Origin of the sequence: Solitalea canadensis DSM 3403 (genome assembly GCF_000242635.2) — a bacterium.
Lineage (GTDB): Bacteria > Bacteroidota > Bacteroidia > Sphingobacteriales > Sphingobacteriaceae > Solitalea > Solitalea canadensis.
The window spans coordinates 2,592,435-2,619,356 of record NC_017770.1 but is presented as its reverse complement, the minus strand read 5'-3'; the positions used below and the strand labels follow the sequence as shown (position 1 = coordinate 2,619,356).

At 37.2% G+C, this 26,922-nt stretch carries 22 protein-coding genes and 1 tRNA gene; 13 read left to right on the top strand and 10 right to left on the bottom strand.

From position 1 onward, the window contains the following. Both SOLCA_RS10845 and SOLCA_RS10840 read left to right on the top strand, forming a co-directional pair. The gene (locus SOLCA_RS10845; protein WP_014680488.1) at window positions 1-486 is read left to right on the top strand and encodes a YdeI/OmpD-associated family protein; all 486 of its coding nucleotides are present in this window, start codon (window positions 1-3) and stop codon (window positions 484-486) included. Window positions 487-559: 73 nt separating this feature from the next. Further along, a complete protein-coding gene (locus SOLCA_RS10840; RefSeq protein ID WP_157604556.1) occupies window positions 560-1,603 on the top strand; it encodes a polysaccharide deacetylase family protein in 1,044 nt (347 codons plus the stop codon). A gap of 541 nt (window positions 1,604-2,144) precedes the next feature. Here SOLCA_RS10840 and SOLCA_RS10835 read toward each other — a convergent pair. From SOLCA_RS10835 to rnhA, 3 genes are all read right to left on the bottom strand, one after another. Continuing rightward, window positions 2,145-4,358, bottom strand: coding sequence for a TonB-dependent receptor (locus tag SOLCA_RS10835; protein WP_014680486.1), 2,214 nt, complete (start codon window positions 4,356-4,358; stop codon window positions 2,145-2,147). A gap of 401 nt (window positions 4,359-4,759) precedes the next feature. After that, complete coding sequence (locus SOLCA_RS10830; protein ID WP_014680485.1) at window positions 4,760-6,103, bottom strand: MATE family efflux transporter; 1,344 nt, start codon at window positions 6,101-6,103, stop codon at window positions 4,760-4,762. Then, on the bottom strand, window positions 6,104-6,562 hold the full coding sequence (gene rnhA / locus SOLCA_RS10825) for a ribonuclease HI (RefSeq protein ID WP_014680484.1): 459 nt from the start codon (window positions 6,560-6,562) through the stop codon (window positions 6,104-6,106). 179 nt (window positions 6,563-6,741) lie between these two features. Between rnhA and SOLCA_RS10820 the strand changes: the two genes are divergently transcribed. Continuing rightward, a tRNA-His gene (locus SOLCA_RS10820) sits at window positions 6,742-6,817 on the top strand. 110 nt (window positions 6,818-6,927) lie between these two features. Here the strand turns inward: SOLCA_RS10820 and SOLCA_RS10815 are convergent. The 4 genes from SOLCA_RS10815 to SOLCA_RS23340 are packed head-to-tail and all read right to left on the bottom strand — an operon-like array spanning window position 6,928 to window position 9,915. Beyond that, window positions 6,928-7,881 carry an ISAon1 family transposase gene (locus tag SOLCA_RS10815; protein ID WP_042479364.1) on the bottom strand — a complete coding sequence of 318 codons (954 nt, stop codon included), beginning with the start codon at window positions 7,879-7,881 and terminating at the stop codon, window positions 6,928-6,930. A 10-nt stretch (window positions 7,882-7,891) separates the two neighbouring features. Then, window positions 7,892-8,257, bottom strand: a complete 366-nt coding sequence (locus tag SOLCA_RS23480) for an ISAon1 family transposase N-terminal region protein (RefSeq protein WP_042479674.1) — start codon at window positions 8,255-8,257, stop codon at window positions 7,892-7,894. 31 nt (window positions 8,258-8,288) lie between these two features. Beyond that, window positions 8,289-9,764: a recombinase family protein gene (locus SOLCA_RS10805; RefSeq protein ID WP_014680482.1), complete on the bottom strand. Its 1,476-nt coding sequence runs from the start codon at window positions 9,762-9,764 to the stop codon at window positions 8,289-8,291. Continuing rightward, window positions 9,751-9,915, bottom strand: a complete 165-nt coding sequence (locus SOLCA_RS23340; protein WP_014680481.1) for a hypothetical protein — start codon at window positions 9,913-9,915, stop codon at window positions 9,751-9,753. The genes SOLCA_RS10805 and SOLCA_RS23340 overlap by 14 nt, the downstream gene beginning before the upstream one ends. A gap of 486 nt (window positions 9,916-10,401) precedes the next feature. Here SOLCA_RS23340 and SOLCA_RS10800 point away from each other — a divergent pair, with 486 nt between their 5' ends. The 5 genes from SOLCA_RS10800 to SOLCA_RS10780 all read left to right on the top strand — a co-directional run bounded on the left by SOLCA_RS10800 (window position 10,402) and on the right by SOLCA_RS10780 (window position 15,272). After that, entirely contained in the window at window positions 10,402-11,658 is a 1,257-nt protein-coding gene (locus tag SOLCA_RS10800) for a site-specific integrase (protein ID WP_014680480.1), read from the top strand. 74 nt (window positions 11,659-11,732) lie between these two features. Next, window positions 11,733-11,987: a helix-turn-helix domain-containing protein gene (locus SOLCA_RS10795; protein ID WP_014680479.1), complete on the top strand. Its 255-nt coding sequence runs from the start codon at window positions 11,733-11,735 to the stop codon at window positions 11,985-11,987. Between the two features lie 374 nt (window positions 11,988-12,361). Next, complete coding sequence (locus tag SOLCA_RS10790; RefSeq protein ID WP_014680478.1) at window positions 12,362-12,925, top strand: DUF6252 family protein; 564 nt, start codon at window positions 12,362-12,364, stop codon at window positions 12,923-12,925. Window positions 12,926-12,940: 15 nt separating this feature from the next. Further along, window positions 12,941-14,884: a PPC domain-containing protein gene (locus SOLCA_RS10785; RefSeq protein ID WP_042479671.1), complete on the top strand. Its 1,944-nt coding sequence runs from the start codon at window positions 12,941-12,943 to the stop codon at window positions 14,882-14,884. After that, window positions 14,871-15,272 carry a hypothetical protein gene (locus SOLCA_RS10780; RefSeq protein ID WP_042479669.1) on the top strand — a complete coding sequence of 134 codons (402 nt, stop codon included), beginning with the start codon at window positions 14,871-14,873 and terminating at the stop codon, window positions 15,270-15,272. Before SOLCA_RS10785 ends, SOLCA_RS10780 begins: the two co-directional genes overlap by 14 nt. Here SOLCA_RS10780 and SOLCA_RS23335 read toward each other — a convergent pair. Continuing rightward, a complete protein-coding gene (locus SOLCA_RS23335; RefSeq protein ID WP_014680477.1) occupies window positions 15,252-15,530 on the bottom strand; it encodes a hypothetical protein in 279 nt (92 codons plus the stop codon). The genes SOLCA_RS10780 and SOLCA_RS23335 overlap by 21 nt on opposite strands. A 42-nt stretch (window positions 15,531-15,572) precedes the next feature. After that, window positions 15,573-15,773 (bottom strand): hypothetical protein, encoded by a 201-nt coding sequence (locus SOLCA_RS10770; protein ID WP_042479665.1) that lies wholly within the window; start codon window positions 15,771-15,773, stop codon window positions 15,573-15,575. A 557-nt stretch (window positions 15,774-16,330) separates the two neighbouring features. Here SOLCA_RS10770 and SOLCA_RS10765 point away from each other — a divergent pair. The 5 genes from SOLCA_RS10765 (at window position 16,331) to SOLCA_RS23970 (ending at window position 25,947) form a co-directional block, all read left to right on the top strand. Then, complete coding sequence (locus tag SOLCA_RS10765) at window positions 16,331-19,588, top strand: hypothetical protein (protein WP_042479663.1); 3,258 nt, start codon at window positions 16,331-16,333, stop codon at window positions 19,586-19,588. 51 nt (window positions 19,589-19,639) lie between these two features. Continuing rightward, entirely contained in the window at window positions 19,640-23,953 is a 4,314-nt protein-coding gene (locus tag SOLCA_RS10760) for a DUF6443 domain-containing protein (protein WP_014680475.1), read from the top strand. 1 nt (window position 23,954) lies between these two features. Further along, window positions 23,955-24,293 (top strand): DUF1493 family protein, encoded by a 339-nt coding sequence (locus SOLCA_RS10755; protein WP_014680474.1) that lies wholly within the window; start codon window positions 23,955-23,957, stop codon window positions 24,291-24,293. A 73-nt stretch (window positions 24,294-24,366) separates the two neighbouring features. Next, on the top strand, window positions 24,367-24,504 hold the full coding sequence (locus tag SOLCA_RS23975; protein ID WP_081479994.1) for a colicin immunity domain-containing protein: 138 nt from the start codon (window positions 24,367-24,369) through the stop codon (window positions 24,502-24,504). Between the two features lie 1,251 nt (window positions 24,505-25,755). Further along, complete coding sequence (locus tag SOLCA_RS23970) at window positions 25,756-25,947, top strand: Arm DNA-binding domain-containing protein (RefSeq protein WP_042479661.1); 192 nt, start codon at window positions 25,756-25,758, stop codon at window positions 25,945-25,947. 491 nt (window positions 25,948-26,438) lie between these two features. On the opposite strand, the gene SOLCA_RS22370 is transcribed toward SOLCA_RS23970, so the two are convergent. Then, a complete protein-coding gene (locus tag SOLCA_RS22370) occupies window positions 26,439-26,735 on the bottom strand; it encodes a tyrosine-type recombinase/integrase (protein WP_052308580.1) in 297 nt (98 codons plus the stop codon). Window positions 26,736-26,922 lie beyond the last annotated feature (187 nt).

Sequence of the window (26,922 nt, the reverse complement as noted above, 5' to 3'; positions counted from 1 at the left end):
ATGGAGCTTTTATTTGACAAAGAGGTACTACTTGAAAAAATCGGCGGCAAAGGTGGGTGGACAATCGCCCGGATTGATATCGAAAAAGAAGTCAATAAGACTTTTGGCCAGGTAAAAGTTAAAGGCAATATCGACAATTATGATTTTGCCGAAGCGCATTTGATGCCCATGGGAAATGGGAAACTGTTTATTCCAATAAATGCAGGGATTCGGAAACAACTAAAGAAAGAAGTTGGTGATTGGGTTAAGATCACACTTTATAAATTTGAAACATCATTTGTGGTGCCTGAGATGTTTATTGAATGCTTGGAAGATGAGCCTGAGGCATTAAAACAATTCAAAAGTTTTACGGATGAAGAGCAACAACAGTATACGGACTGGATTTTTTCAACGGATATTGAAGAAGCTCAGATCGAACGCATTGCCACCGCAATCGATTACATTGCCAAAGGATACAGACTACCCAAAAATTTGTTGAAGAAATAGCGCTAGTTGCTGCAATCTTCCTCAAAACAATTTCTATATTCGGCCCTCAGTTTTCAATTTTCCAAACCAAACCATGAACAAGAATAAATTACTGTCGATGATAGGCGCTGCCCTAATGGTAGCCTCATGCACAACAAAGAACGAGCAAAAATCAACCACTAAAGCATCAGACTCAAGTGAGGTAAAAAAGGCGGATTCAGCAATTAACATAGTACCTGCAAAAGTTGCCAATGCAAATGAACTGGGAAAGGTTATGGTTTTAGAGTACCACTTAATTGGTTATCCTGAAGATAGGTGGCGACGAACTCCTGAAAACTTTGAAAAGGATTTACAGATGTTGTATGACAATGGTTACTATCCGGTATCGGTATTGGATTTAGCGTCAGGTAATTTAAATGTTCCTGCCGGTAAAACTCCATTTGCCATCACATTTGACGATTCAAGCGCCGGACAGTTTCGTTTTATTGACGAAAATGGACAACCCGTTGTAGATCCTAAATGTGCTGTTGGCATTATGGAAGCCTTTAAGAAGAAACACGTTGATTTTCCTCTCACTGCAACTTTCTATGTATTACCTGCAATAAAACCTAGTTTACGTTTATTCGCACAACCTGAGTATAAAAAGCAAAAACTTGAATGGTTAATTAAGCATGGGTATGAAATCGGTAGCCATAGTTGGTATCATGCGCCGTTAAGTAAGCTAAGTGATGCTGATGTGCAAAAACACCTGAGTATGTTTGTTAAAGAAATCAAGGCATTTATTCCGGATTACGAGGTACAGAGCCTTGCTCTACCGTTAGGAGAACGTGCTAAAAATAAAACATATGAATCAAAAGGCTCCTTCGAAGGAACTAATTATGATCATAAAGTAGTATTGTTGGTTGGTTCATCATCAAGTGTTTCACCTTATGATAAAACATTTTCTTCATTAGCTATGCAACGAGTTCAGGCAGGTGACGAGTTTTGGGGGCCGGGAGCAATGGTAAAAAGTCAGCTTAAGAATAATTCACGCTTTATCAGTGATGGTGATCCGGCAACTATTACAATTCCTGAAAGTCAGCAGGATAAATTAAATTCAGAATTAAAGAAGAATTACAAGATAGCCATAGTGAAATAGGGTACTTCAACAGGATCCGGATATCCTTTTCCATCCTGAGGTTATTTGCTATTGACAGTGGTGTCCAAAATGCCTCATTTTAGATTCGACTATGCTTTATTTCACTTAGTCGCTTTCCGCGGGACTTACTTTTTTCATGCAGTGTTTCATTTCAATGGTATTCAAGAATGCTTCGCATGTTTTTCTGCAGCGAAAAAAAGTAAGCAAAAAAACGCTCTCGGCTAAGCCGAGACTGCGTACAGTTCTCCCGCAGTTTCTGTCGAAACCAAATTCAACTCTTCCGAACTGTACAAGGTGGAATTGAACATATGTCAGAGTTAACATCAATTATTAACTCTGATTAATGTAGAGAGTGATTTTTTCAAGCAGTATGGATTCCCCTTTAGGGGTGTGTTTAATACTTCGCAGTCATAAAAGTTATTAATGATCTTTAGACTTTTATAATGGTCAAACAAAAAGGCTTCCTATAGGAAGCCTTTTTGTTTGAAGTAATATTATTTCTAAGCTTTTGTATCCTTAAAAATCAACATTTTACCAATTATTACTTTACAGTATACCTAATGCCAAGGAAACCTTTGATACCTTGGATCGGGGCATAATTGTAAGTGGTATCAAACTCAGGTCCGAATGGATCTTCCGGCTTAAACAATGGATTTTGAGGGACAAAATTCAATAAGTTTTTACATCCTCCATATATTTCAATATCCTTATTGAAACGCTTAGTTAACTGGATATTCATCAGGTTGTAATAAGGTGATTTTGCCGGCCTGAAATCATTTGGAACAGTAGGTAAATGCATTGGTCCGTTCACTTTCCCTGTTAGGTCAATCAACAATTTCCAAGGTTGAATGGTGTAACTAACCGCATAAGTTCCCGAAATTTTGGGAGCAAATAGCTGTGGCGTAGTAATCATTTGTCCGTTTATATCATCCTTTTGATAAACGTCCATATAAGTAGCCCCTAACATAATTTTTAAGCCATTAGTAAAGCTAAAATCGGTGTTAAGTGTAAGACCTTTTGATATTGCGTAACCATTCAGGTTGTCATAAATGATCTTTGAAGGATCCGTAAGGAAGTCACCCGTAATTTTATTCGTAAAATAAGTATAGAACACACTTCCGTCTAAGCCAATAAATCCGGCACTATGACTAATAATCGTTGAATAATTAAGGTTGACATTCCACGATCGTTCGGGCAGCAGGTCGTTTTTAATAACCACTTCACGTGCACCCGTTAAAGCAGCATGGTCTTCCGTAAATAAATTAACAACACGGTATCCATTTCCTGCGCTCAAGCGTATCGTATTAGTAGTGTTGGGAGCGTATTTAAAGCTTAACCGAGGTGTAAAAATGTTGCCATGTTCATTATGGTGATCATAACGGATACCGGCTAAAATACTAAGCTTCTCAGAGGTTTTCCATTCATCCTGAACAAAAATACCCGGCAAAAATGTTTTTGAAGGAGCATTAACTCCATTTATCGCTTTCGTTCCGGATGTGTTGTCATCATAAATAGTATATCGTAAGGGCAATCCGGCTAACAATTCATGCTGGCCAATATTTTTCGACCATCGAAGTTGTGCAAAAGCCACTTGTTGAGTCGCATAAAATTTATTGATTCCGTAGTACGAATCCTGTAAATGGTAATTGTAGGAATAATCAACCACGAACTGGTTGGGTAGATCTATATTTCCCAAAAGTTCAAAACGGTTGGTTTTAACGGATTCGCCGTAAATGCTATCGCTACCACGGAAATCCGGCGTCCAGTTTAATTGTCCGCCCCATCGATTCTCATATACATAACGCACAGCAAGATTGGCAGATCGTCCGCTTGCCAGCCCAAGACTCCATTTATTAAAGACGGAAGCACGGTTTTGCAGCGTAACATCTGTAAAGTAATCGCTATTACTATCATGTAAACCCGAATAGTTGAAATAATTAACACCAACTAACGCATTAGCTCTTCCTGCTTTGAATTTAGCAGCAACATCTGCATTGTATTCTCCATACCCTGTTGCGGATAAATCGGTATTAAAGCGGGGAGAAGATCCCGGATCTTTAGTGATGATATTTACCAGTCCGCCAACAGCTTCGGAGCCGTAAAGAGTAGAGGCCGGACCTTTTACCACTTCAATTCGTTTTACCATGCTATTAGGAATACCTGACAGTCCATAAACAGTAGCCAGGCTACTTACAATGGGCATTCCGTCAATTAATATCATGGTATAAGGGCCTTCCATACCGTTAATGTGAATGTCGCCAGTATTACAAACATTGCAATTTAACTGAGGCTGTACACCATTAATCATTCCTAGCGATTCGAAAATACTTGGAGATGGGTTTTTCTTAAAAAGGGTAGGCGTATATACTTCAACCGGAATGGGAGATTTTAGCTTGGAAACTTCTTTCATAGTACCGCTTACTACTACTTCATCCAGCATTTTGGTGTTTACGGGAGCTAATTCAATATTAACCGTAAGCGTGTCTCCTGGTTTTAGTTGTACACTACGATTTTCATTCTCAAAATCGTAAGCAGTAAAATAAAGTTTCAACTTTCCAGGCGGAACATCGGTAAGTTGATAAAAACCTTTTTGATCTGAAAAAAAAGCATTGGGTCTGCCTTCAATGCTGATTTGAACATTTTCAATGGGTTTTCCTTTGGATTTTATAACTCCTTTAATCGAGCCATTTTGAGCAGCAGTCTGCAAACTGCATAAAGAGAGCATAAGCACGATGTAGTAAATGTACTGTTTCATTTATGTTAGGTTTACGCAAATGTAAATATTTTATTAGTTATATTTAAATATAATTTTAGACTTGTCTAAAAATTATATTTGAGATACGGAATGTTAGATATGCGATTTGAGATATGGGATTTGAGAACTGGGTGGTTTTAGATTGGTGTTAGATTTGAAATATGGGATTTGAGATTTGAGAGCTGGGTGTTTTTTTAATTGAGACGTGAAATTTGAGACATGGGATTTGAGAGCAGAATAGTTTTAGATTGAGATGTTAGGTATGCGATGTGAGAAATGAATGGTATTTTTTACTGGAGATTCTCTGCTATCCCAGATCCCACATCTAAAGAAAATTCTAAAACAAGAAAGGGAACTGAAATAGTTAAGAAGTCTCACATCTCAAATCTAACATCTCAAATCTAACTCACAAGATACTTCGCTTTGAATTTCCAATAAGAACCGATTGCCCGGTAAAGCATAAAAATGGTGAAGGCTGTCCAGATACCGTATAATTGCATGTTTAGCTTGTCAAACAACCATAAAGCAGGGATGAAACCGATAAAGGTGGCTCCAATTAATAAGTTCCGGAGAAAAACAGCTTCGCCTAATCCTTTATAGATTGCATCAAAAGTAAATGCTACTGCATTGATAGGAAGCATTAACAGTAATATCCAAAAGGTTTGATAAAAGAGTTTTAGTACATGAGGATCACTGGTAAACAATTTGCCAATAAAAGAATAACAAACACCACAAATGACCATTATTCCAACCGCAATAGCAATAACGATTTTATTAAGGTCGATACCCAATAACCATAATTTCCTAAAATCCTTTGAGCCTAATAATTTACCGGAAATAGCATTTCCTGCGTTTCCATATCCATCGATTACAAAAGCAACGAACAAGAAGATATTAGCAATAATAGCATGTGCTGCAATTTGTTCTTTTCCGTAACCGGTAGCGTAACGGTTGGCAAGGTAAAAGGCAAAATTTAATGCGGCAGCTCTGAAAAATAGATTAATGCTTAATTTAATCAGGTTGAAAAGCTCGGCATGTATATACTTGCCTGGACGAAGTTTGAATGGTGTTTTGGTGATAAAGAAATACAAGGCCACCAAAAACATGAGTATTTGAGTAAATAAACTTGCATAGGCTGCACCTTCAATGTTCATAGGAGGGATGAGTCCTTTTACGCCAAATACTAAAAATATGTCGAGGAAAATATGTAAAAATCCGCCTGCAAGTCCAATGTACATCGACCAAACAGTGTTTTGTAGTCCCCTGAATACGCCGTACAGCGTAAAGGTGATCAAACTTAATGGAAATCCCCAAACACGGATATTGAAATACTCAACGGCATAGCTCAGAATCTTTCCATTCGCATTATAGAGTTTAAAGATCTCGACAGAGAAATATTTAGTGGTCAATGTTACTACAGCACTCATCAATAGGCTAAAAATGAATGTTTGCACTACAAGGCTGTCGAGTTCAAACAGACGTTTATTGCCCAGGTAACGAGCTACTATCGACGAAATAGCAGAACTGGTTTGGGCAAGGATCCACGTAAGTGCAGATATTAACGAGCTGGCAATACCTACTGCTGCAATAATTTCAGTTTTATCAAAAGGAATTCTCCCAACAATTACCAGATCGGTAAGTGAAATGATCGGCTCTACTACACCTGCCAATAACGCAGGAATAGCCAAACGATTAATTTCTCTGAAACTTATTTTATCGGCAGCAGCAGTTAATGTAGTACTCACTTATTTGTTTTCTTCGCGTTCAAAAGCAATATCGACTTGTAATGGGGGAGTTTTGGCGGCAAGAACTGCAAGTTCATCGCAACGTTCATTCTCCGGATGGCCAGCGTGCCCTTTTACCCATTGAAACTTTACCTGGTGTTTGCGGTATATTTTTAAGAACCGCTCCCACAGATCAGGATTTTTTTTGTCTTTATAGCCTTTTTTCTGCCAACCGAAAACCCATCCTTTTTCAACTGCATCTACCACATATTTTGAGTCTGAATAAACCAACACTTGTTGGTTATCGGCTTTTAGGGCCTCAAGTGCAACAATAACAGCCAATAACTCCATGCGATTATTGGTTGTTTTCCTAAAGCCAGCCGACAATTCTTTATAATGTTTCCCTGCGCGCAAAATAGCACCATAGCCACCGGGCCCCGGGTTGCCGCTTGAAGCGCCATCGGTAAAAATTTCAATCATGTTTAATTAGTGTGCTGCAAAAATAGCAGGATTAATGCTAAAACCCCGATTTAATAAAACACATAAAAATTAATACATTCATTTTGTGTAAATTAGAGATTAATTGAAAAAATATTGGTTTAATATTTTGCAGAAATAGAAACTAGTGTTACTTTTGCAATCCCAAACGGGAAATAAACGGTGGTTTTAGCTCAGTTGGTTAGAGCGCCTGATTGTGGTTCAGGAGGTCGTGGGTTCGAGCCCCATATTCCACCCTTGATGGGACAAATCGAGATTATTCGAATTTGTCCCATTTATTTTGTGATATAACTCCTTGTTAATCTGATAGATAAGTGAGATTGCGGATCAGGTCCAAAATCTGTGGACTAAGCATATAATTTAGCCAGCCTGAAAAGGAAAAAATTCACATTTCCCACACCCCTGTATTGAGCTCTGAACGCTTTGATCTTGGCATTGAACGATTCGGCAGAAGCATTGGTGCTTTTGTTATCAAAGTAGTTAAGAATGTGTTGATGGTGATTAATAATTGTTCTGGAGAGGGTATTGAAAGACTTGAATCCCGATTGTTCCACCAGTTCGTTCCATTTGGCCAATCTTGCAAAAGCATATAATTTATCTGTGGTAGTACTAAAGATCCAGGATAGTTTTTGAGTGAGTTCATAGGCTTTTCTTAGATCGGGGTATTTTTCAAATAACAGGCCGGCCCTCTGGGCCTGTTCGGCAGTCCAGTTATCCTCTTTTTTATACAAGAGGTACCTGCTTCTGGCCAGCAGCTGCTTGAGCGTATCTCCATTGGAGAGAACCGGAGGGCAGTAGGTTACTTGGGCTGTTTTAGCATCTTCTATTGCTTGATTTTCTGCATCGATTGCTTGCCAGCGGTATTTAATTCTTATCTCCTGCAAGGCTTCTGTGGCCAACTGCTGCACATGAAACCGATCGATCACCCGGGTGGCATTGGGAAAACACTTCTTGGCAATCAGGCTCATGTTGCCCGCCAGGTCCAGGGTTATTTCCTGTACCTTATTGCGTTGTTTCAGCGATAGCTTTTGCAGCAAAGGGATGATCGTTTCCGACTTGGTGCCTTCCATAATGGCCACTAAAGTTCCTGCCTTCCCTTTTGCTTGCTTGTTGGTCACCACCGTATAGAGTTCTCCGTGAGACAGCGAGGTTTCATCAATCGATAGAAAAGGTCCCATATTCTGTTCAAAAACAAGTCCCTTGCGAGCATTCTCTTTGTGTTCCCAAAGGGAGTAGTCACTGAGTTTATCCCGATAATAGCGCTGTAGTTTCTTTCCGTTAACACCATAAAATGAACCGATCGTTTGCAGGCTATGTGCCTTGGTATCGGCTGATAGCTTTTAAAAAAGCGGCAAAATCCTGGGTGATTCGCGTTCCCTTGGCCACTACCTCCCAGTTACGGAAAACCACTTTATTGCTATCTAAATTCAGCCATCGGCGACGCTTCACGTGCAAGAACACCTCCCGGCCACGGAGGGGAAAATCCTGTAAAATCACTTCATCGAAAAAACCTTTGGATTGCAGCCGGTTGGACTGGTACTCCAGGGGAATGCTATTGAGTTCTTCCAGGTAAATATGAATGGAGTTGGCTTCAGCTTTATGGTCAACCAGTTTGAAATAATCTGAAACACCTTCGGGAATAACCAAGTGAAGAAGGGCTTGAAAGGAATCGTGCATTATTCTTTTTTTGATCCACAAAAATCAGCTTTTATCCTAAACTCCACAACTTTTGTTCCTGTTCCGAGATTGCTTCGTTGACATAAGTGGTTCGATGTTGAAATCCGTCAAAAGTCAATTTTTCAGGGTAGATCGAACCAATGATCATTCTTTTAGCCTCCGAATTTGAGTTTGTATAGATAATATCCAGTTTGGATAGATTTAGGGCGACTTTCTCCAATAATAAGTTTAAATCATTTTTGTGCAGTGGATCTAATGTCAGATTATTTAATTGAGCTTCTAGTCTAATGATTTTCTCTTCACATTCCTTTTTTATTAATCGGTAATCCGTTGGATCAATATCATTAACTAACAACAATTCTCTGGCTTTACTTAAACGATTGTTTTGAGCCTCAATAAGTACAACAATTTTCCTGCGCTCATCCTTAGAAAACTTGGTTTTATTATTGAATTGATCAATAATGACTCCCTTATATAGTTCAATCATTCCAGGTCTTGGAATAAAATTTTTAAGATTATCAATAAATGACTGGTTGACTAAATCAGCTCTAAATCGACAGCCGCAACTAGAAGTACAATGGTAGTAATAGAAATATTTATTCCTACCTTTTGAAGCACTCCCTGTTAACATCCTTGTACATTTAGGGCATTTAAGAAATCCTCTTAGAGGTAACATTTCAGGTGACACAACTGGAGTGCCATATTGTTTTTTTCTCCCCATTAGTATATCCTGTACTTTATAAAATAGGGACTCCGAAATCAATGATTCATGCTGACCTTGGATTAAACGAGCCTCCTCATCTTTAAATTTTGCTAAGGTTATCTTTCCACAGTAGCAAGGGTTTTTGATTGCTGTATAAAAATTATTTTTACTACAGATTAATCCTTTTTCTCTTGCCATTTTTAAGATTTGTTCTGAAGAATATATCCCTTGTGCAATTTCTTCAAATACCCATCGCATTATTGAAGCTTGAGGTTCAATTAATGCAATATATTTTTTTCCATTTTCATAAGTTTTGTTCACGTAACCTATCGGTGCAATTCCCATCCAGCGACCTTCTTTTTTTGCCTGTCTTATTCCATAAAAGGTATTTAAGGCCCTACGGTCATTTTCAATTTCAGGTGCAGTTAAGTAAACGGCAAGCATCATTTTGTTTTCAGGAATTGTTGTATCCAATGGTTGTTCAATTGCCATAGGTTCCACTCCTAATTTGCGAAGTGCACTAATCATAAGATAAGCATCACTTGCATTTCGGCTAAAGCGATCCCATTTTGTAAATAATATCAAATCAGTTTTGCCTTTATTTTTTTTGAGATTGACTAAAAGTTTGGTCCACTCCGGGCGAATGAACGTTTTTGCTGAATGGTCTTCAGAAATTATATTACGAATTTTTATAGAATTGAGTTCACAGTATTTCAGTAAAGTGTCTTCCTGGCTGCGAAGCGAATAACCTTTATCAGCTTGTTCATCTGTGCTTACTCTAATATATAAATCAGCCGTTTTCATAAATAGATATTTGATTTATAGCTAAGTTTGCTAATTTATTTAGGATATGCAAAACTAATTTGGCTTCTTCAATTGTTATTTCAGTGCCGTATTTTTTTAGAATTTGAACAGCTAGTTCTGGTGTTATATTTTTAGCGGTAGTATTGCCCATAATATAAGCTTCTTATGGGGTTAATTTGAGGCATAAGTTGTTGGTGATATCACAACGAGTTGTATACTCGGGTTGTTTTTTAATTATATACTTATTACATGCTTTAAACAATTAGAATTATAATAAGAAATCCTAAAACAACGAAAAGTTTTTGATTTTTTACTTATATAATGTTGAACAGGATATGTGGACTTAGATTCGAATTCTACCACCCCGACCACAAGCTTAACAAGCAAAGTCAAAACCCTCTAAATTATATGATTTAGAGGGTTTTTTCTTTTTCTCCTATCATCTAAAATCAAAACAAATCAAATTTCTGGTGAGCTATTGGTGAGTTGATTTATGTTTAATAAATTGATTAAATGATATATTTAAGTAATTGTTAATCAATTAATTAAACTTGTATCCATTTGTCTCATTTTATTTGAAAATCAGTGAGTTAAATCGCCTTTTAAAGCGAATTGTTTCATTTTAATGTGATTTGTGATGAGAAACTATTCTTTAAAATTTTTGATCCGTTCTTCTGTTAATAGCGTCAACAAAGGATTGATCTATTGCCGTATCTCAGTAGGGAGTGTAAGAAAGGAATTTTCGCTAAAAAGAGAGATTGATATATCGAAATGGGATCAGAAGGTAGGTTATGTTAAAGGTAGTTCTCAACAAGCAATTGATATAAATTCCTATATCGATAAAGTCAAATTTGATGCAGCTGCAATTCATAAGGAAATATTGGACAACAAGAAGCCGTTTAATGCTGATATATTAAAAGGTCGTATTCTTGGAACTATCAATGGTGAACCAATGCTTTTGGAACTGTTGAATGACTTCTTTGAACTATTTACCTCTAAACTAGAAGAAGGCTCTTTAAAAAATTACAGGACAACAGATCGGTATCTCAAAGAGTTTATGACATTAAAACTTAAAACGGATGATATTCGGTTAACCTCCATTGATTTTAATTTCATAGCTCAATTTGAAAGTTACCTGTTAAAAAGGAAACCTGATCCCAAGCAGCGGAGATGTAGTAACAATACAGTAATTAAACATATTGATAGATTTAACCGGATTTTAGGGCTAGCTCTTAAGAAGCAATGGTTAATTATTAATCCATGTTCTTTTTATGAAAAGAATATTATAATGCGAGAACATCAGTGTTTAGATGAAAAAGAGCTTTCTAAATTAGAGAATACTGATTTCAAAAATGAACAACTTAATACGATTCGTGATCTATTTGTTTTTAGTTGTTATACTGGTCTTGCCTATATGGAAATTAAAGCCTTAACACCTTCTCATATTGAATTTGATTCTGACAATGATCAATGGCTTAAAATTGTTCGAAAGAAAACTAAGCGGTATTCAGAAAAAAGAATGTCTATCTTAATGCTTCCTAAAGCAATTGCCATACTTAAACTATATAAAGATTACCCTAAATGTATAAGAAAGAAGGTTTGTCTTCCGGTTCCTTCCAATCAGGTATATAATCGAAGCCTAAAGAAAATCACAGAGTTTCTTGACTTCTCGTTTGGACTTACAACTCATATAGCAAGACATACGTTTGCAACAACAGTAACATTAAATAATGATGTTCCAATTGAAACAGTGAGTGATATGCTTGGGCATAAGTCAATACGTACAACTCAATCCTATTCTAAGGTGAAAGAGATGAAGATTAAAAGAGATATGAAAAACTTGCAAAAGAAATTCGAGCCTAACAATAACTCAATACTTCGAGTGTTGCGATAATAATGCAATACAAGGGTAGACATATATAACCAGAATGCTTACTAACTGATAGATTGTAAAGAAAAAATCTAGATATGCAAATAGAAATAATCACAAAAGAAGATCTAAATGAATTCAAAAAAGAACTGTTGGAAGAAGTGAGGAAATTATTGTCCAGTGGCACGATTTTACAATCCGAGTATTTAAAAAGCTGGGAGGTTTGTAAATTATTGAAGATATCTCCAGGTATATTGCAAACTCTACGCAAAACAAGGAAGCTACCTTATAAGAAGATAGGAGGATCAATTTTTTATAGTAAAATTGATATTGGTCAAATGCTGAAGTTATAGCCCTGATGAGAAATTGTTTGAACACTTGAAAGGAATTTTAATAATTACAGGGTCAATAAAGGGTGGTTCAAGTCATTTGAGTTTATAAGAAGCGTTCAGGTTTAAGACTTTGGGGTTAAGATAAGACCTTCAACTAAAGAGAAATATGTTACAGGCTTTCCTTTAGCCCTTCAATTACTAAGTATATAATAAATAGAAAGAGAGCCAATAATTTTTAAATTTTTAATGCCACTAAATACGGCATAGATATGAGGCCTAGTCAATTTAGGCATTGATTAGGCTTTTTGTCAAATTTACTTTTAGTTAACATTTAGTTTACTAACACGTAATAGGCTTTTATATTCTTTGTAAACTATTAATTATTTAATTTAACAATGAGAAAACATCTATCAATCATCCTTCTACTATTTACCTTTATATCCTGTAAAAAGGAAAAGCAGGATGTATCAACACTTCCTCCTATAACCCAAGAAGGAAAAGGAACATTCGGCTGTCTTGTCAACGGTAGGATTTTTTTACCTAAGAAAAACCCTTTTGCGGGCAGTCCAGCCACCACGGCAACTTATCAATTTATATCTAATCCAGACAGTTTTGGTTTCTTTTTTAATGTGTCTGCTTCAAGAGAGTCCGATAAGGAATGCGAGATTACTTCAATTGATATCAATGGCAATTTAATCCAAGTGGAAGAAAATAAAACCTATAAACTTGATACAAATGAAGATGGAAAAATGAATGCCGAATATGTTCATTATCCAGGATGCTTAGAAAAAGAGATTTCATATTCAACAAACTCAACTGTTACAGGCGAATTAAAGATTATTAAGATGGATAAGGAGAAACAAATAGTTTCTGGAACATTTTGGTTTGACGCAATTTCATCTGAAGGAGAAAAGGTTGAAATAAGAGATGGAAGATTTGATATGAAATATGTGAAATAGTTATTAAAAAACCATATGAAAAGAAAAATACCTACCTATTTTTTAGTTTGCTTTATTCTATTTGTTCAATCATTTAACGCATTTGGGCAAGGCAAAAACTTAAGTAACCCAATTAATGTCGGAACTCTAATATTAGGAGCTTCATATTCCGATACTAAAAACAATAATCCCACAAATGGCTATGCAAATGATTTTGGTCAACTAAGTGATGATATTTATTATAAATTTACAATACCCAGCAATGCTTTAGTAAAAATTAGTCATTGCGGTACCACTTTCGACACTTATGTTTATTTATTAAATTCTTCAGGAACATTAATAAGCTCTAATAATGATAATGGGCCTCTTTGTTCCGGACAAGCAGCCTCTTTACAAAAGGAACTTCCAGCCGGTGATTACTATGTTGTTTCTGAGGGTAATGGCTCAAATTATGGCAATATTACTACTTCTTTAAGTGCAATAAAGGCAACTGTTGATTCAGTAAATACAGATTTTGCTTTACAGATGCAACAGGTTTTTTCTCATCTTGAAGTAAGCAGGGTGCCATATGGTCTACTCAAAGATATTGCCCTAGAACAAACAGATCTTCAAAACTATAATGGTGTTGCTCTAACCGACAGTAATTATGTCGACGGAAGTGTCTTTGGCTCAATTTATAATACATTGGTTTCTGCCAAAATCAGCTCAAGTGCGCCAACTTTTACTGATCTTTCTAGTGTATACGACCAAGGCATGTCTTTATCACAGCCGGGTAAAATTATTTTAAACGGATTGTTTTACGGGTATTCAAAATTTAAAGATGATGCTTTGCAAAGTGGTAAAGTGCAAGTGATAAATAATCAAGTTTATGATAAGTATGTTTCAGGTACATGGCAGGATCCTTATGACAAACAGAAGGTTTTTGCTATTAGCACTGTAAGTGATGGGTTTGAGGGTAAAGCACAAATATTTACAATGCCATCAAATCTCTGGTTCACAAATGTAGCTTCACTGGTGAATAATTTACAATTTGATGCAGGTGATGGCCTTGGATATCGAACTGTAACCATAGGCCAAAATATTTCGGTTACATACTCAAATTTTGGTGTAAAGGAGATCAAATTTAAATTAAACTTAACCGATGGGACAACATTGTATTCAAGATCAAAAATTGAAATACAAATCTCTGTAGTTGAATCTTATCCATCAAGTGTTACACTTCCAATTAATGTAACCGAATCAGGGAAAACATATAGTGGATATATGACAATTGCATATGCTTCTCCTGCTCTTGGATTGCAAAAACCTCTTATAGTTGCTGAAGGATTTGATCCAGCGAATATTCTGATGCCCAATAAAAAATACGGCATAACAAATATTGTTACATTCAAAGACGGTATACCAGCTAGTAACCTTAAGACCGATTTAGTAGATATACAGAAGTATGATATTGTTTATATTGATTGGATAAATGGTACTGATGATATTAAAAATAACGCAATTGTTTTAAAACAGGCAATTAGGGAGGTGAATCTTCGAAAAGCACAATCAGGAAGTACAAATCCAAACATAGTTCTAGGTATTAGTATGGGTGGATTAGTAGCAAGGTATGCATTAAAAGGAATGGAAAATAGTGGGGAGAATCATCAAACCAAATTGTACATTAGTTTTGATTCTCCACACCAGGGTGCAAGCGTTCCATTGGCTTACCAATATTTAGCCAATCATGCAAAAAGTCTGTATATAAGAACCCCTATCGCTATAGCAGTCGAAAGTATTCTTTGGTTGGCAGGTAGACCTGGGTTAAAGCAAAAAATGGAGATTGCAAGTACTCCGGCTGCAAGACAAATGTTGATCAACTATGTTGATTTTAAAGGTGTAGTTGATAACTCATTTCATGATGCTTGGCCAATTAGAATTAAAAAACTATGGTTATCCTGCCGGAGTAACAGGGATTCCATTCAAAATGATTGCTGTTAGCAATGGTGCAGAATGTGCAACGCCTCAAGCATCAGTACCAGGAAGTTCCTTAGTCTACTATGCAGGGAAAGCAAACACTACTTTTTTAAGTGATTTAATAGGAACAGTAGTACCTCCATTATTTCCGGCTATTGGATTTCTTACAGGGCAACCCTCATTAGTATTAGGTGTACTGCCGGGAAGGAGTGAAATAAAAGCGGATATGCAATTGTATGCCACCGCAGATGGTGGAGGCAACCAAGTATATTATAACAAAGTGACCTACACCAAAAAACTTCTTTGGTTAATTCCTATTACAACAACATTGACAAGCGATGTTAGAAATGCTCCAACTGGAATGCTTTCTTATGAAAGTTATGCCGGTGGATTATATGTTTTCATCCATTAAAGAAATTGTAATCTGTTCGTTAGCAGGATTTGGGTACATAGTCAGATTAAGACCAGTTATGTAATATGTATTGTTAATTGTAGTCGTAATCCCACAAGCATCGGTAATCGTAACGGTTACATGTAAATTTCCCTCATCAGGCCTTGGGTTATTTATAGAAATCCAACACTCTTGACCAACCTCTAAAGTATTTGACCTTAAAGTTGGATTTAATGTTGGCACTAAAACATTTTTGTAACATAGGTTGTTGTTGAGCATCCTGCTTTAGATAAGAATGCAAATAAAGTCCCCGGACCGTCACTAGCTTTTTTCAAGAGTTACAGTCGGTTGATTGGAAGTTCCCTTTACATCTACACTTCCGTTGGTAGACCAATAAACATTAACATCACTTGGCAGATTTGCAATTGAATATTGTGCATTTACACAAAACTCTGCAGGACCTTGAATAGTAACATTTTCACATTGAAAGGTACAAGTAGGAGCAACTGTACGGCATCCCAAGCTTCAATATCTTCCCAGGAAACTATTTGACGCTCTTCCTTTACTTTGAACCCATTTCTTTGACTGTTCTTCCGTAAGGTGTCGTGCCTTAAGAATAACCACACCGCAAAAAGAGAATAATACAGCTAATTAACTTGACAGATATGGTAACATGATCAAAAACATGTTTCATCAGCAATACTAATAACACCTTTGTTTTCAAGCAATCAAAATCATTATGAAGGTTAAATATCTTAAAAAAATAAAGATCTAATCTTCAAAGGTGCTTAAACAGAAAACATCTGGAAATTAGCTCTGAATACCTATGAAACTATTGTAAGCTCTTATTTTAATTAATAATACATGAAATACTCTACTCTACTTTTGATTATACTGCTATGCGCAGTTTTTTCACAAAACCTATCAGCATCTGTAAAAGAATACAGTACCAGTGTCACGACTGATACCATCAAAGAAAGGACTTTGTTAAGTACGAGGTTATATTCCCTCGAGAAGGTGATCAGTCTGCAACAGGAGAATAAAGAATTAAGCAGAAAAGTAAGCTGAAAGTGATTCTTATGAAAAGGTTAATTATTCTTTTAATGGTTGCGGGAGCAACTATAAGGACTGTTTACGGCCAAAAATCTCCTGGAGTATTGCCCCCTTCTCCAGTAACAGCGGAATTTACCAAATACATTACTCATCCGGTGAATATGTATAATGGTCTTGCCGATGTTTCCATCCCATTGTACACGATTCAGCTTAAAGGAGGTCTTACCATTCCTATAAGTCTTTCTTATCACGGCTCAGGCATTAAAGTGGGCCAGGAACGGGGACAGGTGGGACTTGGCTGGGTGGTTAATCCCGGGTATCGTATCTCCCGCACGATGTATGGTTATGCTGATGAGCGGGAAACGATGCCGGATGATTTCAGTGATGCCATTAGCCGGGTAAATGAAGGAACCGAACTGGATAAATACGTGGCCCGTTTTATGCCACCCAATGAGAGCGATCGACCGAGTTGCAGTTACGACATGCAATTGGACGGAGAATATGATCAGTTCAGTTACTCGCTACCGGCAGAATCCGGTAGTTTTATCATCAAGGATCGCAAGAACAAACTGATTCAAAACCTGGATGAAAGCTCACTGCTACTGACCTCCTATTCCACTGGCACAAGCATCAACAATTTTGCCCCCGGCATATTGGGCTTTAAGATGACTGATGGGACAGGTAATAATTATCATTTCGGTGAGTCCATGTCGTTAAAGGGTAACTATGTGTGTGAAACAACCTCTTCACCATATAACGGCAGGGTAAATACAGCATGGGCCCTGACAGATATTATTTCACCTTTGCAGGAGTTGGTTCACTTTGATTATTCCCAGATCAATGTCGGAGGCTGGAAGTCTCAGGCCAGAAGCTTTACCATTGCTGAAGAAAGATCCTTTAATGATATATATTATTTTAGTTCTTTCTACAATTTGAATGATGAAGGTGCGGACGGTTCCTATATCTCTTTTGCCATAGACCAAATCACCGGTCCGAATGAGACCGTAAAGATTTCACATTCAAATGGATCTATCGCCTCGATTGCCATTTATAATAAAAGTAATGAGCTTTACAAAAAAATCTTGTTCCACTCCAATGGAGGCTTGTTGGACTCTGTCAGCATCTGTGATCAGCTGGGGAAAAAGGTGGAAGTGTATAAATTCAGTTATTACAAAGATCAGATTCTTGCAGGTTCCCCATTTGTGGCCGACCAATGGGGTTACTACCACCAGGCAGTCAATTCTAATAACGTATTTCATAAGGAGTTCGAGGATGATCAAATGTGGTTATTGTCTCAAGAACCACCTACTGGGTTGGTGTCGATGAGTCATTTTATCTCAGGCACCCAGCGGGATGATCTTTATAGTTACTTTCCTCCAACAATGTATTCGCTAAAAAGTATTACCTATCCCACAGGAGGTACGACCCAGTATACTTACGAGTCTAACCGTTACCGTGAACTTGCAGAGAAGGACATGAATGGCGGAGGCTTACGGATCAAACAAATAAAGAGTTCTGACGGTGTCACCGGTCAGTCGATCATTCGGGACTATGTATATGGATTGAATGAAAGCGGCAGCGGCGTTGCTACATTATTGTTAAGCTACAAGCATTTTGCAAGCCAAACGCCATTGATTCAGTTGCATGCCGGGGACGACTGGTTAGCCCAGCGGGTGGTAAGCTATTCCAGTAGTGTACAAGGAGATGTGGATCCGGGAGGCTTTATTTCAAGCCCGGTGGTTTATCCTCAGGTAACGGAATACATTAGTTCCGCTACAGAGGGTGTAACAGCAGGTAAGACCGTTTATAATTATGAGTTGGGTTATCAATTTAGTACCAACAGTTATGCCGTAGCGGATCTCTTCATGTCAGGCAAATACTTTGATTACCCGCACTATACCAGCCGTTACCGGTATTGGGATAAGCCCAAACTAAGCAGTCAGCTGGAATACCGAAGGACGGCTTCAGGTGCTTATGAAAAGATAAAGGAAACAGTACTAAGTTATGAGAGTTTCTTCAATGTTTTTAGCGGCTTAAAGGTGCGCCCTTATGCCCGGTTGAAGGATGCTTATTACATTGAGGGGCAACCTTACTACAACGATATCGCATCATTTTTTCGTTTCGGCGAATATACCCTTGAAAGCGGTGCTAAGCAGTTAAAGGAGAAGAAGGAAACTCTCTATAGTTCTGCAGGGACAACAACTACTACTACCAGCTATAGCTATAACAGCCGTGGCCAGCTATCGGTGCAAACCGAACAGACTAGCAATTATGAACCGTTAAAAACCTACTACCGTTATCCACAAGAAGTGGTGAGTCAGGTTGATAGCCTTGCCAGTGCTGTAAGCTGTCCTATAGGCTTTATGGTTCGATCAAATATGATCGGAAAGCCTTTGGAAACCCAGCAGACCATTACCATCTCTGGTCAGGAAAAAGTTCTCTCTGCCAGTTTTACCGGATACAAAGGCTGGCAAATTAACAGAACCGGTACACCTGAGTACACCGTCCTTCCGGACAAGGAATATACATCAGTGTTGGAGCAGCCTCTGTTAAAGAGCAGTTACGTACCACTAAAAGCAAACCTTAGTAACAACACAGAAACTCTGGTATACGATCCGTGTCTCGAAGCAAAGCTAACGTTTGATGAGTACAATTCTTATGGAAACCTCAGTCAGTATACCGTTACTAACGGGACAACGGTTAGCTACTTATGGGATTATGCTAATCAGTTCCCGGTGGCACAGGGCATCAATGCACCGTTGCAAACAATAGCGCATACAAGTTTTGAAGCTGAGGGGAAAGGTAATATGAGTTTTAACCAGGGACGTATCTCCACAGACCCGAGCGCTCCTATTGGCACTAAATGTTATGCATTGAGTACGACGACATCCGATTATATTACAAGAAGCGGTTTAACGACCAGTCAAACCTACATACTTTCTTACTGGGTTAAACAGGGGGCATCACTTACCATTTCCGGAGGCACTTTGGGCACACCGGTAAGTACCCAATCGCTAAATAACTGGACCCGTTATGAGCGTACCCTTACTAACGCTACTTCAGTTAGTTTCTACGGATCCGGGCTGATCGATGACATTAAACTCTATCCGGCAGGAGCCCACATGAGCAGCTATAGTTACAAGCCATTAGTAGGTATGACAAGTTCTACCGATATCAAGGGTCAAACGATGTATTATGAGTATGATGATTATCACCGCTTAAAATGCACCAAGGATCAGGATGGTAATATCATTAAAGTCTTAGACTATAATTATAAACATTAAGACAAGTAATGAGTATTACAAAGATTGGTTGTTTTTTAAACTAATATTTCTATGAAATTCAAATATTTAGTGAATCGTTTTTCATTATTACTTATAAGTATACTGCTTTGTTTTAATGGGTTTTCAAAGACTTTAAGCGGCAATTCAAAAGGAAAGGCTATCGGTTATATTATTGGGCAGAGTGAGGTATTTGACGGGCTTGTTTATAATTATTATGTTTCAGATAGTGCTCCGTTTTATTTTTTCAATGTGGAAAACGGTGAAATCGTTGCTAATCATGGCAGCTGGATAGAGGTAAAGTGGAACTGTGGTGCTACCTCGGGAAGAGTGACAGCATATGATGAGTATTACATCGAGTCTGCCTGTTTAGATGTGGTTATTGGTTCAGGCTTAACAGCAGGAACAATTAGCGGGAACCAAACGATTTGTTCGGGTTCTAGTCCAACACCCTTCACTCAAACATCTCCTTATGGAGGGGATGGCAATTATACCTATCAATGGCAAAGCTCCTTGGACGGTAGTTCCTGGACAAATATCTCCGGAGCTACTGCGGCAACCTATTCTGCACCGGCCCTGACAACCACGGCTTATTATCGCAGAAACGTAACCAATGGTTGTTATGGGACTGTTTCCAGCAACGCAATCATGGTAACGGTACTGCAGCAACAAACTTCACAGGATCAAAACTACATCTTAACCCATACTGTTCGTAGATCAGGAGTTACCAACCCGGCTTTGGTTTCCGGATTATCTGTAGAGGAGGTCAACCAACAGGTTCAGTACTTTGACGGACTTGGTCGTCCACTGCAGATCGTTACAGTAAAGGGGAGCTCGAATAAGCGCGACCTTGTGCAACCAATGCAATATGATGCTTTTGGCAGACAGGCAAAGACATACCTTCCTTATGTTTCGTCAGATTGTCCCACAAGTGCTTATCGAAGCAATGCCTTAATAGCCGGCCAAGGTGTGTGGGCACATTATAAGCTTACGACACAATCCGTTGATACGACCAGTTTTCCATTTTCGGAACAAATATTTGAACCTTCACCACTTAATCGTGTTACCGAACAGGGACAGCCAGGCAAAGCATTCCGGGTATTGAAAGACGCTGCAGGCGGCAGCACCTTATTGGGTAATACTGTAAAAACCGAATACGGCACCAATACAGCCACAGAAGTCAAACTGTGGGCAGTTACCACTAATGGTGCTACCGGGACGACTAACTATGGGGTTGGTCAGCTACACAAGATAACGCTGATGGATGAAAATTGGAAAACGGCTAATGGTCAGGTTGGAAAGATGGAAGAGTTCAAGGATAAGCTAGGCAGGGTAGTATTAAAGCGTATCTATAATAAGAATCCGCAGGGAGTAATTGAGACATTGTCAACTTATTATGCATACGATGATTTCGGTAACCTGCGCTATGTGCTCCCTCCGGCAGTAACGGTAAGCAGTTTTGTTGAAACCGATACCCAATTCAAAGATCTGATGTATGGTTACCATTATGATGGTCGTAAGCGGTTAGTAGAAAAGAAGATTCCGGGAAAGGATTGGGAATACCTGGTGTACAATAAACAGGATCAATTGGTTTTGACACAGAATGGTAACCAACGGGCTGCAAAAGAGTGGACCTACACAAAATACGATGTATTTGGCAGGGTGGTGAGTACCGGTAAGTATATACATGTGTCTTCTGTTACACAAAACCAGATGGTTTCGGCCGTAAATGCGATTTCGTCCTTATGGGAAAGCAGGGCTACTGGTAGTGATTACAGCAATGCTGCGTTTCCTGCCAGCGGTGTAGCGCAGGTGTATACAGTCAATTATTATGATGACTATTCCTTCCCCCAAGCAAGCACGTATCCTTACCAAACCGATACTTTAAACGCCAAAAGCGATATGGTTCGCGGCTTGTTAACTGGAACGAAGGTTAACGTGCTAGGCAGTACTGATTTCCTGTGGACAGTGAACTATTATGATAAGGATGGTCGAGTGATCCAGCAGCATAACCAGAACTACATGGGGGGTAAAGATGTAATCAACACCAAATACAATTTTACCGGCCAGCCATTGGTCATTAAGCGGGGGCATACAGGACTAAGTTCTTTAACCGTGTTGAACTGGTTTCAATATGATCATTTAGGACGAAAAATACGGGAAATGGAGAAGATTAATAGTGAACCAAGGGTAATACTTGCGGACTATGTTTATAATGAACTGGGTCAATTAGTGACCAAAAAACTACATTCTACTAATAATGGCAATAGCTATATACAGACTGTTAAGTATTCTTATAATGTCCGCGGCTGGTTGAAAAAGATCAATGATCCGGCAAATATAAGTCTGACCTCTTCGGATAAGTTCGGACTGGAACTAAAGTATGATGATGGAACAACTCCACAATATAATGGTAATATTTCGGCAATGAGCTGGAAAAATGGCAACCGAAACCAGTTGCTTTCCTATAGTTACACCTATGATGGTCTGAACCGCTTGAAAGATGCCCTATCTCATGACGGAACGTATAATGAGACCATTGGTGGCTATGACTTGATGGGCAATATCCTGTCACTGAGCCGGTCAAACAATGTGGATAACCTTAGTTACATTTATTCAGGCAACCGTTTGACAAGTGTCACGGAGTCATTAGCCACTAATACGCTGGGCCAGCCTTCCGGAACAACTACTTACAGCGCATACGATGCTAATGGCAACCTGACCGCAAGCACCGGGGCCAAAGCGATTACCATTTCATACAACACGTTGAACCTTCCGCAAACAATGACCATTTCTGGAGGAACGATCAGTTATACTTACGATGCAACGGGTAAGAAACTCAAAAAGGTTGCTGGAACCAGTACTACCCACTATGTTAATGGCATTCAATACAGCGGTAATACGGTTGAATTTGTACAGACAACTGAAGGCAGAGCTGTCAACAAGACCTCATCATTCGAGTATAACTACAACTTGATTGATCATCTGGGTAATGTAAGAGTGAGTCTTGATAAGGCTGGAACTTTGATCCAAGAGAGCAATTATTATCCGTTTGGTATGCAGATCCCAGATAAGAACCTGGTGGGAAGTACTGCAAATAAGTATCTTTACAATGGCAAGGAGCTACAAGATGAGTATAACCTGAATCAATATGATTATGGTGCACGGTTCTATGATCCGGTGATTGCAAGATGGAATATACTTGATCCATTGCAGGAAGATGAATATCTATCTGAATTTGATAAAGAATATAGCGAAGAATTAGTTAATGAAGGTTACGATGTTGGTGATGATGATTTAGCGGATGGTAGGAAATATGCAGGGGGCATATTCAATTTAATGACACCTAAAAATGCAATAAATGCGAACACCTCTGCTGTCCATTACAATGAAAGTCCTTATGTCTACGTAGGAAATAACCCAATAAATTTTATAGATCCAGTTGGACTAGATTCAATAAGTGCCAGACAATTACCGGAAGTCACCGTTGCTACATCAAGTGATAATAATAATAATAATAATAATTGGCTTGGCCCGGTATTAATTATGCTTGGACAACCAATAAAAGCTTTAAAACCTGTAGGAGCATGTGCTTCTAGTCCTGGTTCATCAATAGCCTCATGGACATTAGCTAAGGTCCTTCCAATGGAAAGTACAGCCTTAAAAAAAACTCAACGAAAAGTAGTTAGGGTGGTGAGCAAGAAACTTGCAAAAAGAGTAGGAACAAGAGTAGTAGGTAGATTCTTGGGAAGACTCGTTCCATATGTTGGATGGGCTTTAACTGCTTATGATGTTTATGAAAATAAAGAGGATATTGGGGGTGCCTTAAATGAGTGGAAAGGCGGAAAAGATGCTAGTACTAGTTGGATGAGAAATCCTGATGGTTCAAAAAAAGTTGATTATAGTGTTTGTTTTGAAGCAGGTACATTTATTTATAGCAGTAAAGATTTAGTTCCAATTGAAAAAATCTCGATAGGAGATAGTGTTTACTCATATAATTTCTCAACCAATCAAATTAAGTTAAATAAAGTTATTAATACTTTGCATAAAGAAACAACAATTGTTTATGAAGTAAAATTTGGGAAGGAGAGAATACATGTAACTGCGGAACATCCATTTTATGTAGAAAATTTAGGGTGGATGAAAGCTAAAAAGCTAAAGGTTGGTTATAAATTAAAAACCATAAAGAATATACCTTGTAAAATATCGGAAATTAAGTGTGTGTCTAAAAAAGTTGACGTCTACAATATAGAAGTCGATGGTGACCATAATTATTTTGTTACAAACACAAGAGCCCTTGTGCATAATAAAAAGATAACGATTTTAAGAAAGAAGTTGAAAAATGAAAAATCAAAATTGAGTAAATAAAATGGACAATGAGATTTTTGATACGATAAAAAAGTTTATAGTAAAACAAGCTGCTGTTACTGAAATTGAAGTTACGGAATGTGCCTCTTTAGAAAATGATTTAGGCATCACAGGTGATGATGCTGTTGAATTTATTATCGCATTTGGTAAGGAATTCAATGTAGATGTATCTAAATTTTCAGCAGCAGAGTATTTTGAACCTGAAGGAGATAGAATTTTTCCAGCTATAATAAGGCTATTTACAGGTAGGCAAAAAGCAAAGCAAAAAGATTTAATAATGAAACATCTTGAAAAGGCAGTAATTGCAGGTCGTTTGGATGAGGAAGTGATTAATAGTTGATTTTCTTTCCTCTTAAAGATAAAGCGATAGTACAGCCCGGCATAGCCGGGCTTGTTATGATGTCAACTTTATAATGGACTCGATTTTCCTTGATATTGATGAATATAATCCAGAAGAATTGTTTGACCTCAATGATAAATTTAATATTAATGAGAATGTGTTAAGAGAAAGACTAAGAGACAAGCTATCCATTCTTAATAGGTTACTTTAAGGAGCCGCTAAGGGTGAGTTCGAACGTTTTTTGAGGAGTATAGTATGTAAGCAGGTCAATTTTCTAATTGTTGATAAGATTTTTCAACTAAAATGACAAAATTTAGATGGATCGCTATTCCGGTTATAGCTCTAATAACGGTTTTTATTATTCTCTGTTATTTAAGGACTGTAGGATATGAAAGTTTTAATTTGATGGTATTTTTATCCTGGCTTTGCTTCCTCCTTGCATTACTTTCAATCGTACAGGTCTATGTATATCATCAAGTAAATGGTATTGATGTTAAGCTTAGGTTTCCAAGAGTCTTGAGGCTGGTAGTCTATATTTTTACCTTGCATTTTACTAATAAGTATTTACTAATGGCTCCATTTGTTTCTGCGATTGCTTTTAATTTGCCTATACTTTTAATGCATGTAATTCTTGGCATTTTTATTTTTTTCTTGGATACATATGATAGGGTATAGACTTTGTTGTTGATGGTCAGAGACTTCAATGCGCCATTACTACTATTGGTTTAAGAAATGAAGAAATTAAATACGGATCTTTACAAGCAATCACTACTTTATCAATTATCTGGTATAGCCATGGATACAATATATGTTTTGAAATGTTCTGATATGAACTTTCTTTAAAAGTTGGGAATTATAAACTCATTGATATTGAGAATGATGAGGGAAGTTTATTAGAAAAACGAAAATCTTTATAGGTTATTTCTTATATGACTTTAGATCTGTTGATGTTCCTAAAATAACTCCATGATATCTTTTATGAATGATAGATTATCCAGAGACAATAATAAGATGCTTAAGCTTTGATTTTACGAGTTATTAGTGAGTTGAATTATTTTAACTTACTGTAAGTGTTTGATATATATATATAGTTGTGGTTTTGTGAGGTCATCCTGCTACCCCGACCACAAGCTTAACAAGCAAAGTCAAAACCCTCTAAATTATATGATTTAGAGGGTTTTTTCTTTTTCTCCTATCATCTAAAATCAAAACAAATCAAATTTCTGGTGAGCTATTGGTGAGTTGATTTATGTTTAATAAATTGATTAAGTGATTTAATTAAGTGGTTGTTAATCAGTTCTTTAAATAATTTAATTTGTATCCATTTGTTCATTCTGTTTGAAAATCAGTGAGTTAAATCGCCTTTTAAAGCGAATTGTTTCATTTTAATGTGATTTGTGATGAGAAACTATTCTTTAAAATTTTTGATCCGTTCTTCTGTTAATAGTGTCAATAAAAAGGATTGATTTATTGCCGTATCTCAGTAGGAAGTGTAAGAAAGGAATTTTCGCTAAAAAGAGAGATTGAAATATCGAAATGGGATCAGAAGGCAGGTTATGTTAAAGGTAGTTCTCAACAAGCAATTGATATAAATTCCTATATCGATAAAGTTAAATTTGATGGGCTGCAATTCATAAGGAAATATTGGACATGACCTTCTTGGAAGTAGGTAAACACGTCATTTGTTGATTGGTTTAAACCTGATTTATTTCTAAATCTTTTCTCAGGAGACAATACCTCTGTTTTAAATTTTTCATAAACATTGATAACATGGTTTAATTGTTTTTCATCAAATCATTTAGCTGGATACATTTTAAAAGTTTGAATTGCAATATCTATAGCTTGCGCTAATTTATTTGCTTCGTTATCATAATTAAATTTTGTCATTCCTGTTTTTATTTTTTGCGAACATAAATATACAAAGCTTCATTTTAAAGAGTTAAAATGCTTTTTACTAATAATTAATCAGAATATATTCAGCAATAGAATTTTCAAAAGAACATAAAGAAACTAAATTGTAAGTAGAAGATTAGTTTTTTTAAAATTGAAAATCCTGGTTTCCGCTTGCTTGTATAATTACTCCTTTCTCAAATTCATCTAAATAAGTATGTATTTGTTGTTCAGTTTGATGTCCCCTAATGCTTATTATAATTCATCAATGTCTTTAGAGCTACTTATTTTGCCTAGTTTGGATTGCAGATTTCTCATGTGCTCAGCTACTTTATTTCTCACTATTTTGCCGTAATACACTTCAGTTGTACTTGTTTTGCTATGACCCAGTAAGTAGGATACAATTTCAATAGGAATGTCATTATCCATTAGCACTGTCGAAGTAAAAGTTTTTCTTGCAATGTGGTGAGTGAGATGTTTATTTAATCCTATTATTTCAGCAATTTCTTTTAAGTAACTATTGAATTTTTGGTTTGAAATTGGAGGTAACAATTGTCGTTCTTTTTCTGGGAATCCGTATTTATAAAGTATTTCAAGTGCTAGGTAATAGAGGTATAATGAGAGGACGGTTTGTTTTTTGTCTGATCATTTCTATCCATAAGAAACCATCTTCTCTTTCAATAAGGTGCTCTTTGGTCAATACACTGGCTTCATTGTAAGCTAACCCTGTATAGCAAGA

Excerpts from the sequence above, each read along its gene's own strand:
- SOLCA_RS10845 (WP_014680488.1), top strand. The coding sequence starts at position 1 with ATGGAGCTTTTATTTGACAAAGAGGTACTACTTGAAAAAATCGGCGGC.
- SOLCA_RS10840 (WP_157604556.1), top strand. The coding sequence starts at position 560 with ATGAACAAGAATAAATTACTGTCGATGATAGGCGCTGCCCTAATGGTA.
- SOLCA_RS10835 (WP_014680486.1), bottom strand. The coding sequence starts at position 4,358 with ATGAAACAGTACATTTACTACATCGTGCTTATGCTCTCTTTATGCAGT.
- rnhA (WP_014680484.1), bottom strand. The coding sequence starts at position 6,562 with ATGATTGAAATTTTTACCGATGGCGCTTCAAGCGGCAACCCGGGGCCC.
- SOLCA_RS23480 (WP_042479674.1), bottom strand. The coding sequence starts at position 8,257 with ATGCACGATTCCTTTCAAGCCCTTCTTCACTTGGTTATTCCCGAAGGT.
- SOLCA_RS10805 (WP_014680482.1), bottom strand. The coding sequence starts at position 9,764 with ATGAAAACGGCTGATTTATATATTAGAGTAAGCACAGATGAACAAGCT.
- SOLCA_RS23340 (WP_014680481.1), bottom strand. The coding sequence starts at position 9,915 with ATGGGCAATACTACCGCTAAAAATATAACACCAGAACTAGCTGTTCAA.
- SOLCA_RS10800 (WP_014680480.1), top strand. The coding sequence starts at position 10,402 with ATGAGAAACTATTCTTTAAAATTTTTGATCCGTTCTTCTGTTAATAGC.
- SOLCA_RS10795 (WP_014680479.1), top strand. The coding sequence starts at position 11,733 with ATGCAAATAGAAATAATCACAAAAGAAGATCTAAATGAATTCAAAAAA.
- SOLCA_RS10790 (WP_014680478.1), top strand. The coding sequence starts at position 12,362 with ATGAGAAAACATCTATCAATCATCCTTCTACTATTTACCTTTATATCC.
- SOLCA_RS10785 (WP_042479671.1), top strand. The coding sequence starts at position 12,941 with ATGAAAAGAAAAATACCTACCTATTTTTTAGTTTGCTTTATTCTATTT.
- SOLCA_RS10780 (WP_042479669.1), top strand. The coding sequence starts at position 14,871 with ATGATTGCTGTTAGCAATGGTGCAGAATGTGCAACGCCTCAAGCATCA.
- SOLCA_RS23335 (WP_014680477.1), bottom strand. The coding sequence starts at position 15,530 with ATGCTCAACAACAACCTATGTTACAAAAATGTTTTAGTGCCAACATTA.
- SOLCA_RS10765 (WP_042479663.1), top strand. The coding sequence starts at position 16,331 with ATGAAAAGGTTAATTATTCTTTTAATGGTTGCGGGAGCAACTATAAGG.
- SOLCA_RS10760 (WP_014680475.1), top strand. The coding sequence starts at position 19,640 with ATGAAATTCAAATATTTAGTGAATCGTTTTTCATTATTACTTATAAGT.
- SOLCA_RS10755 (WP_014680474.1), top strand. The coding sequence starts at position 23,955 with ATGGACAATGAGATTTTTGATACGATAAAAAAGTTTATAGTAAAACAA.
- SOLCA_RS23975 (WP_081479994.1), top strand. The coding sequence starts at position 24,367 with ATGGACTCGATTTTCCTTGATATTGATGAATATAATCCAGAAGAATTG.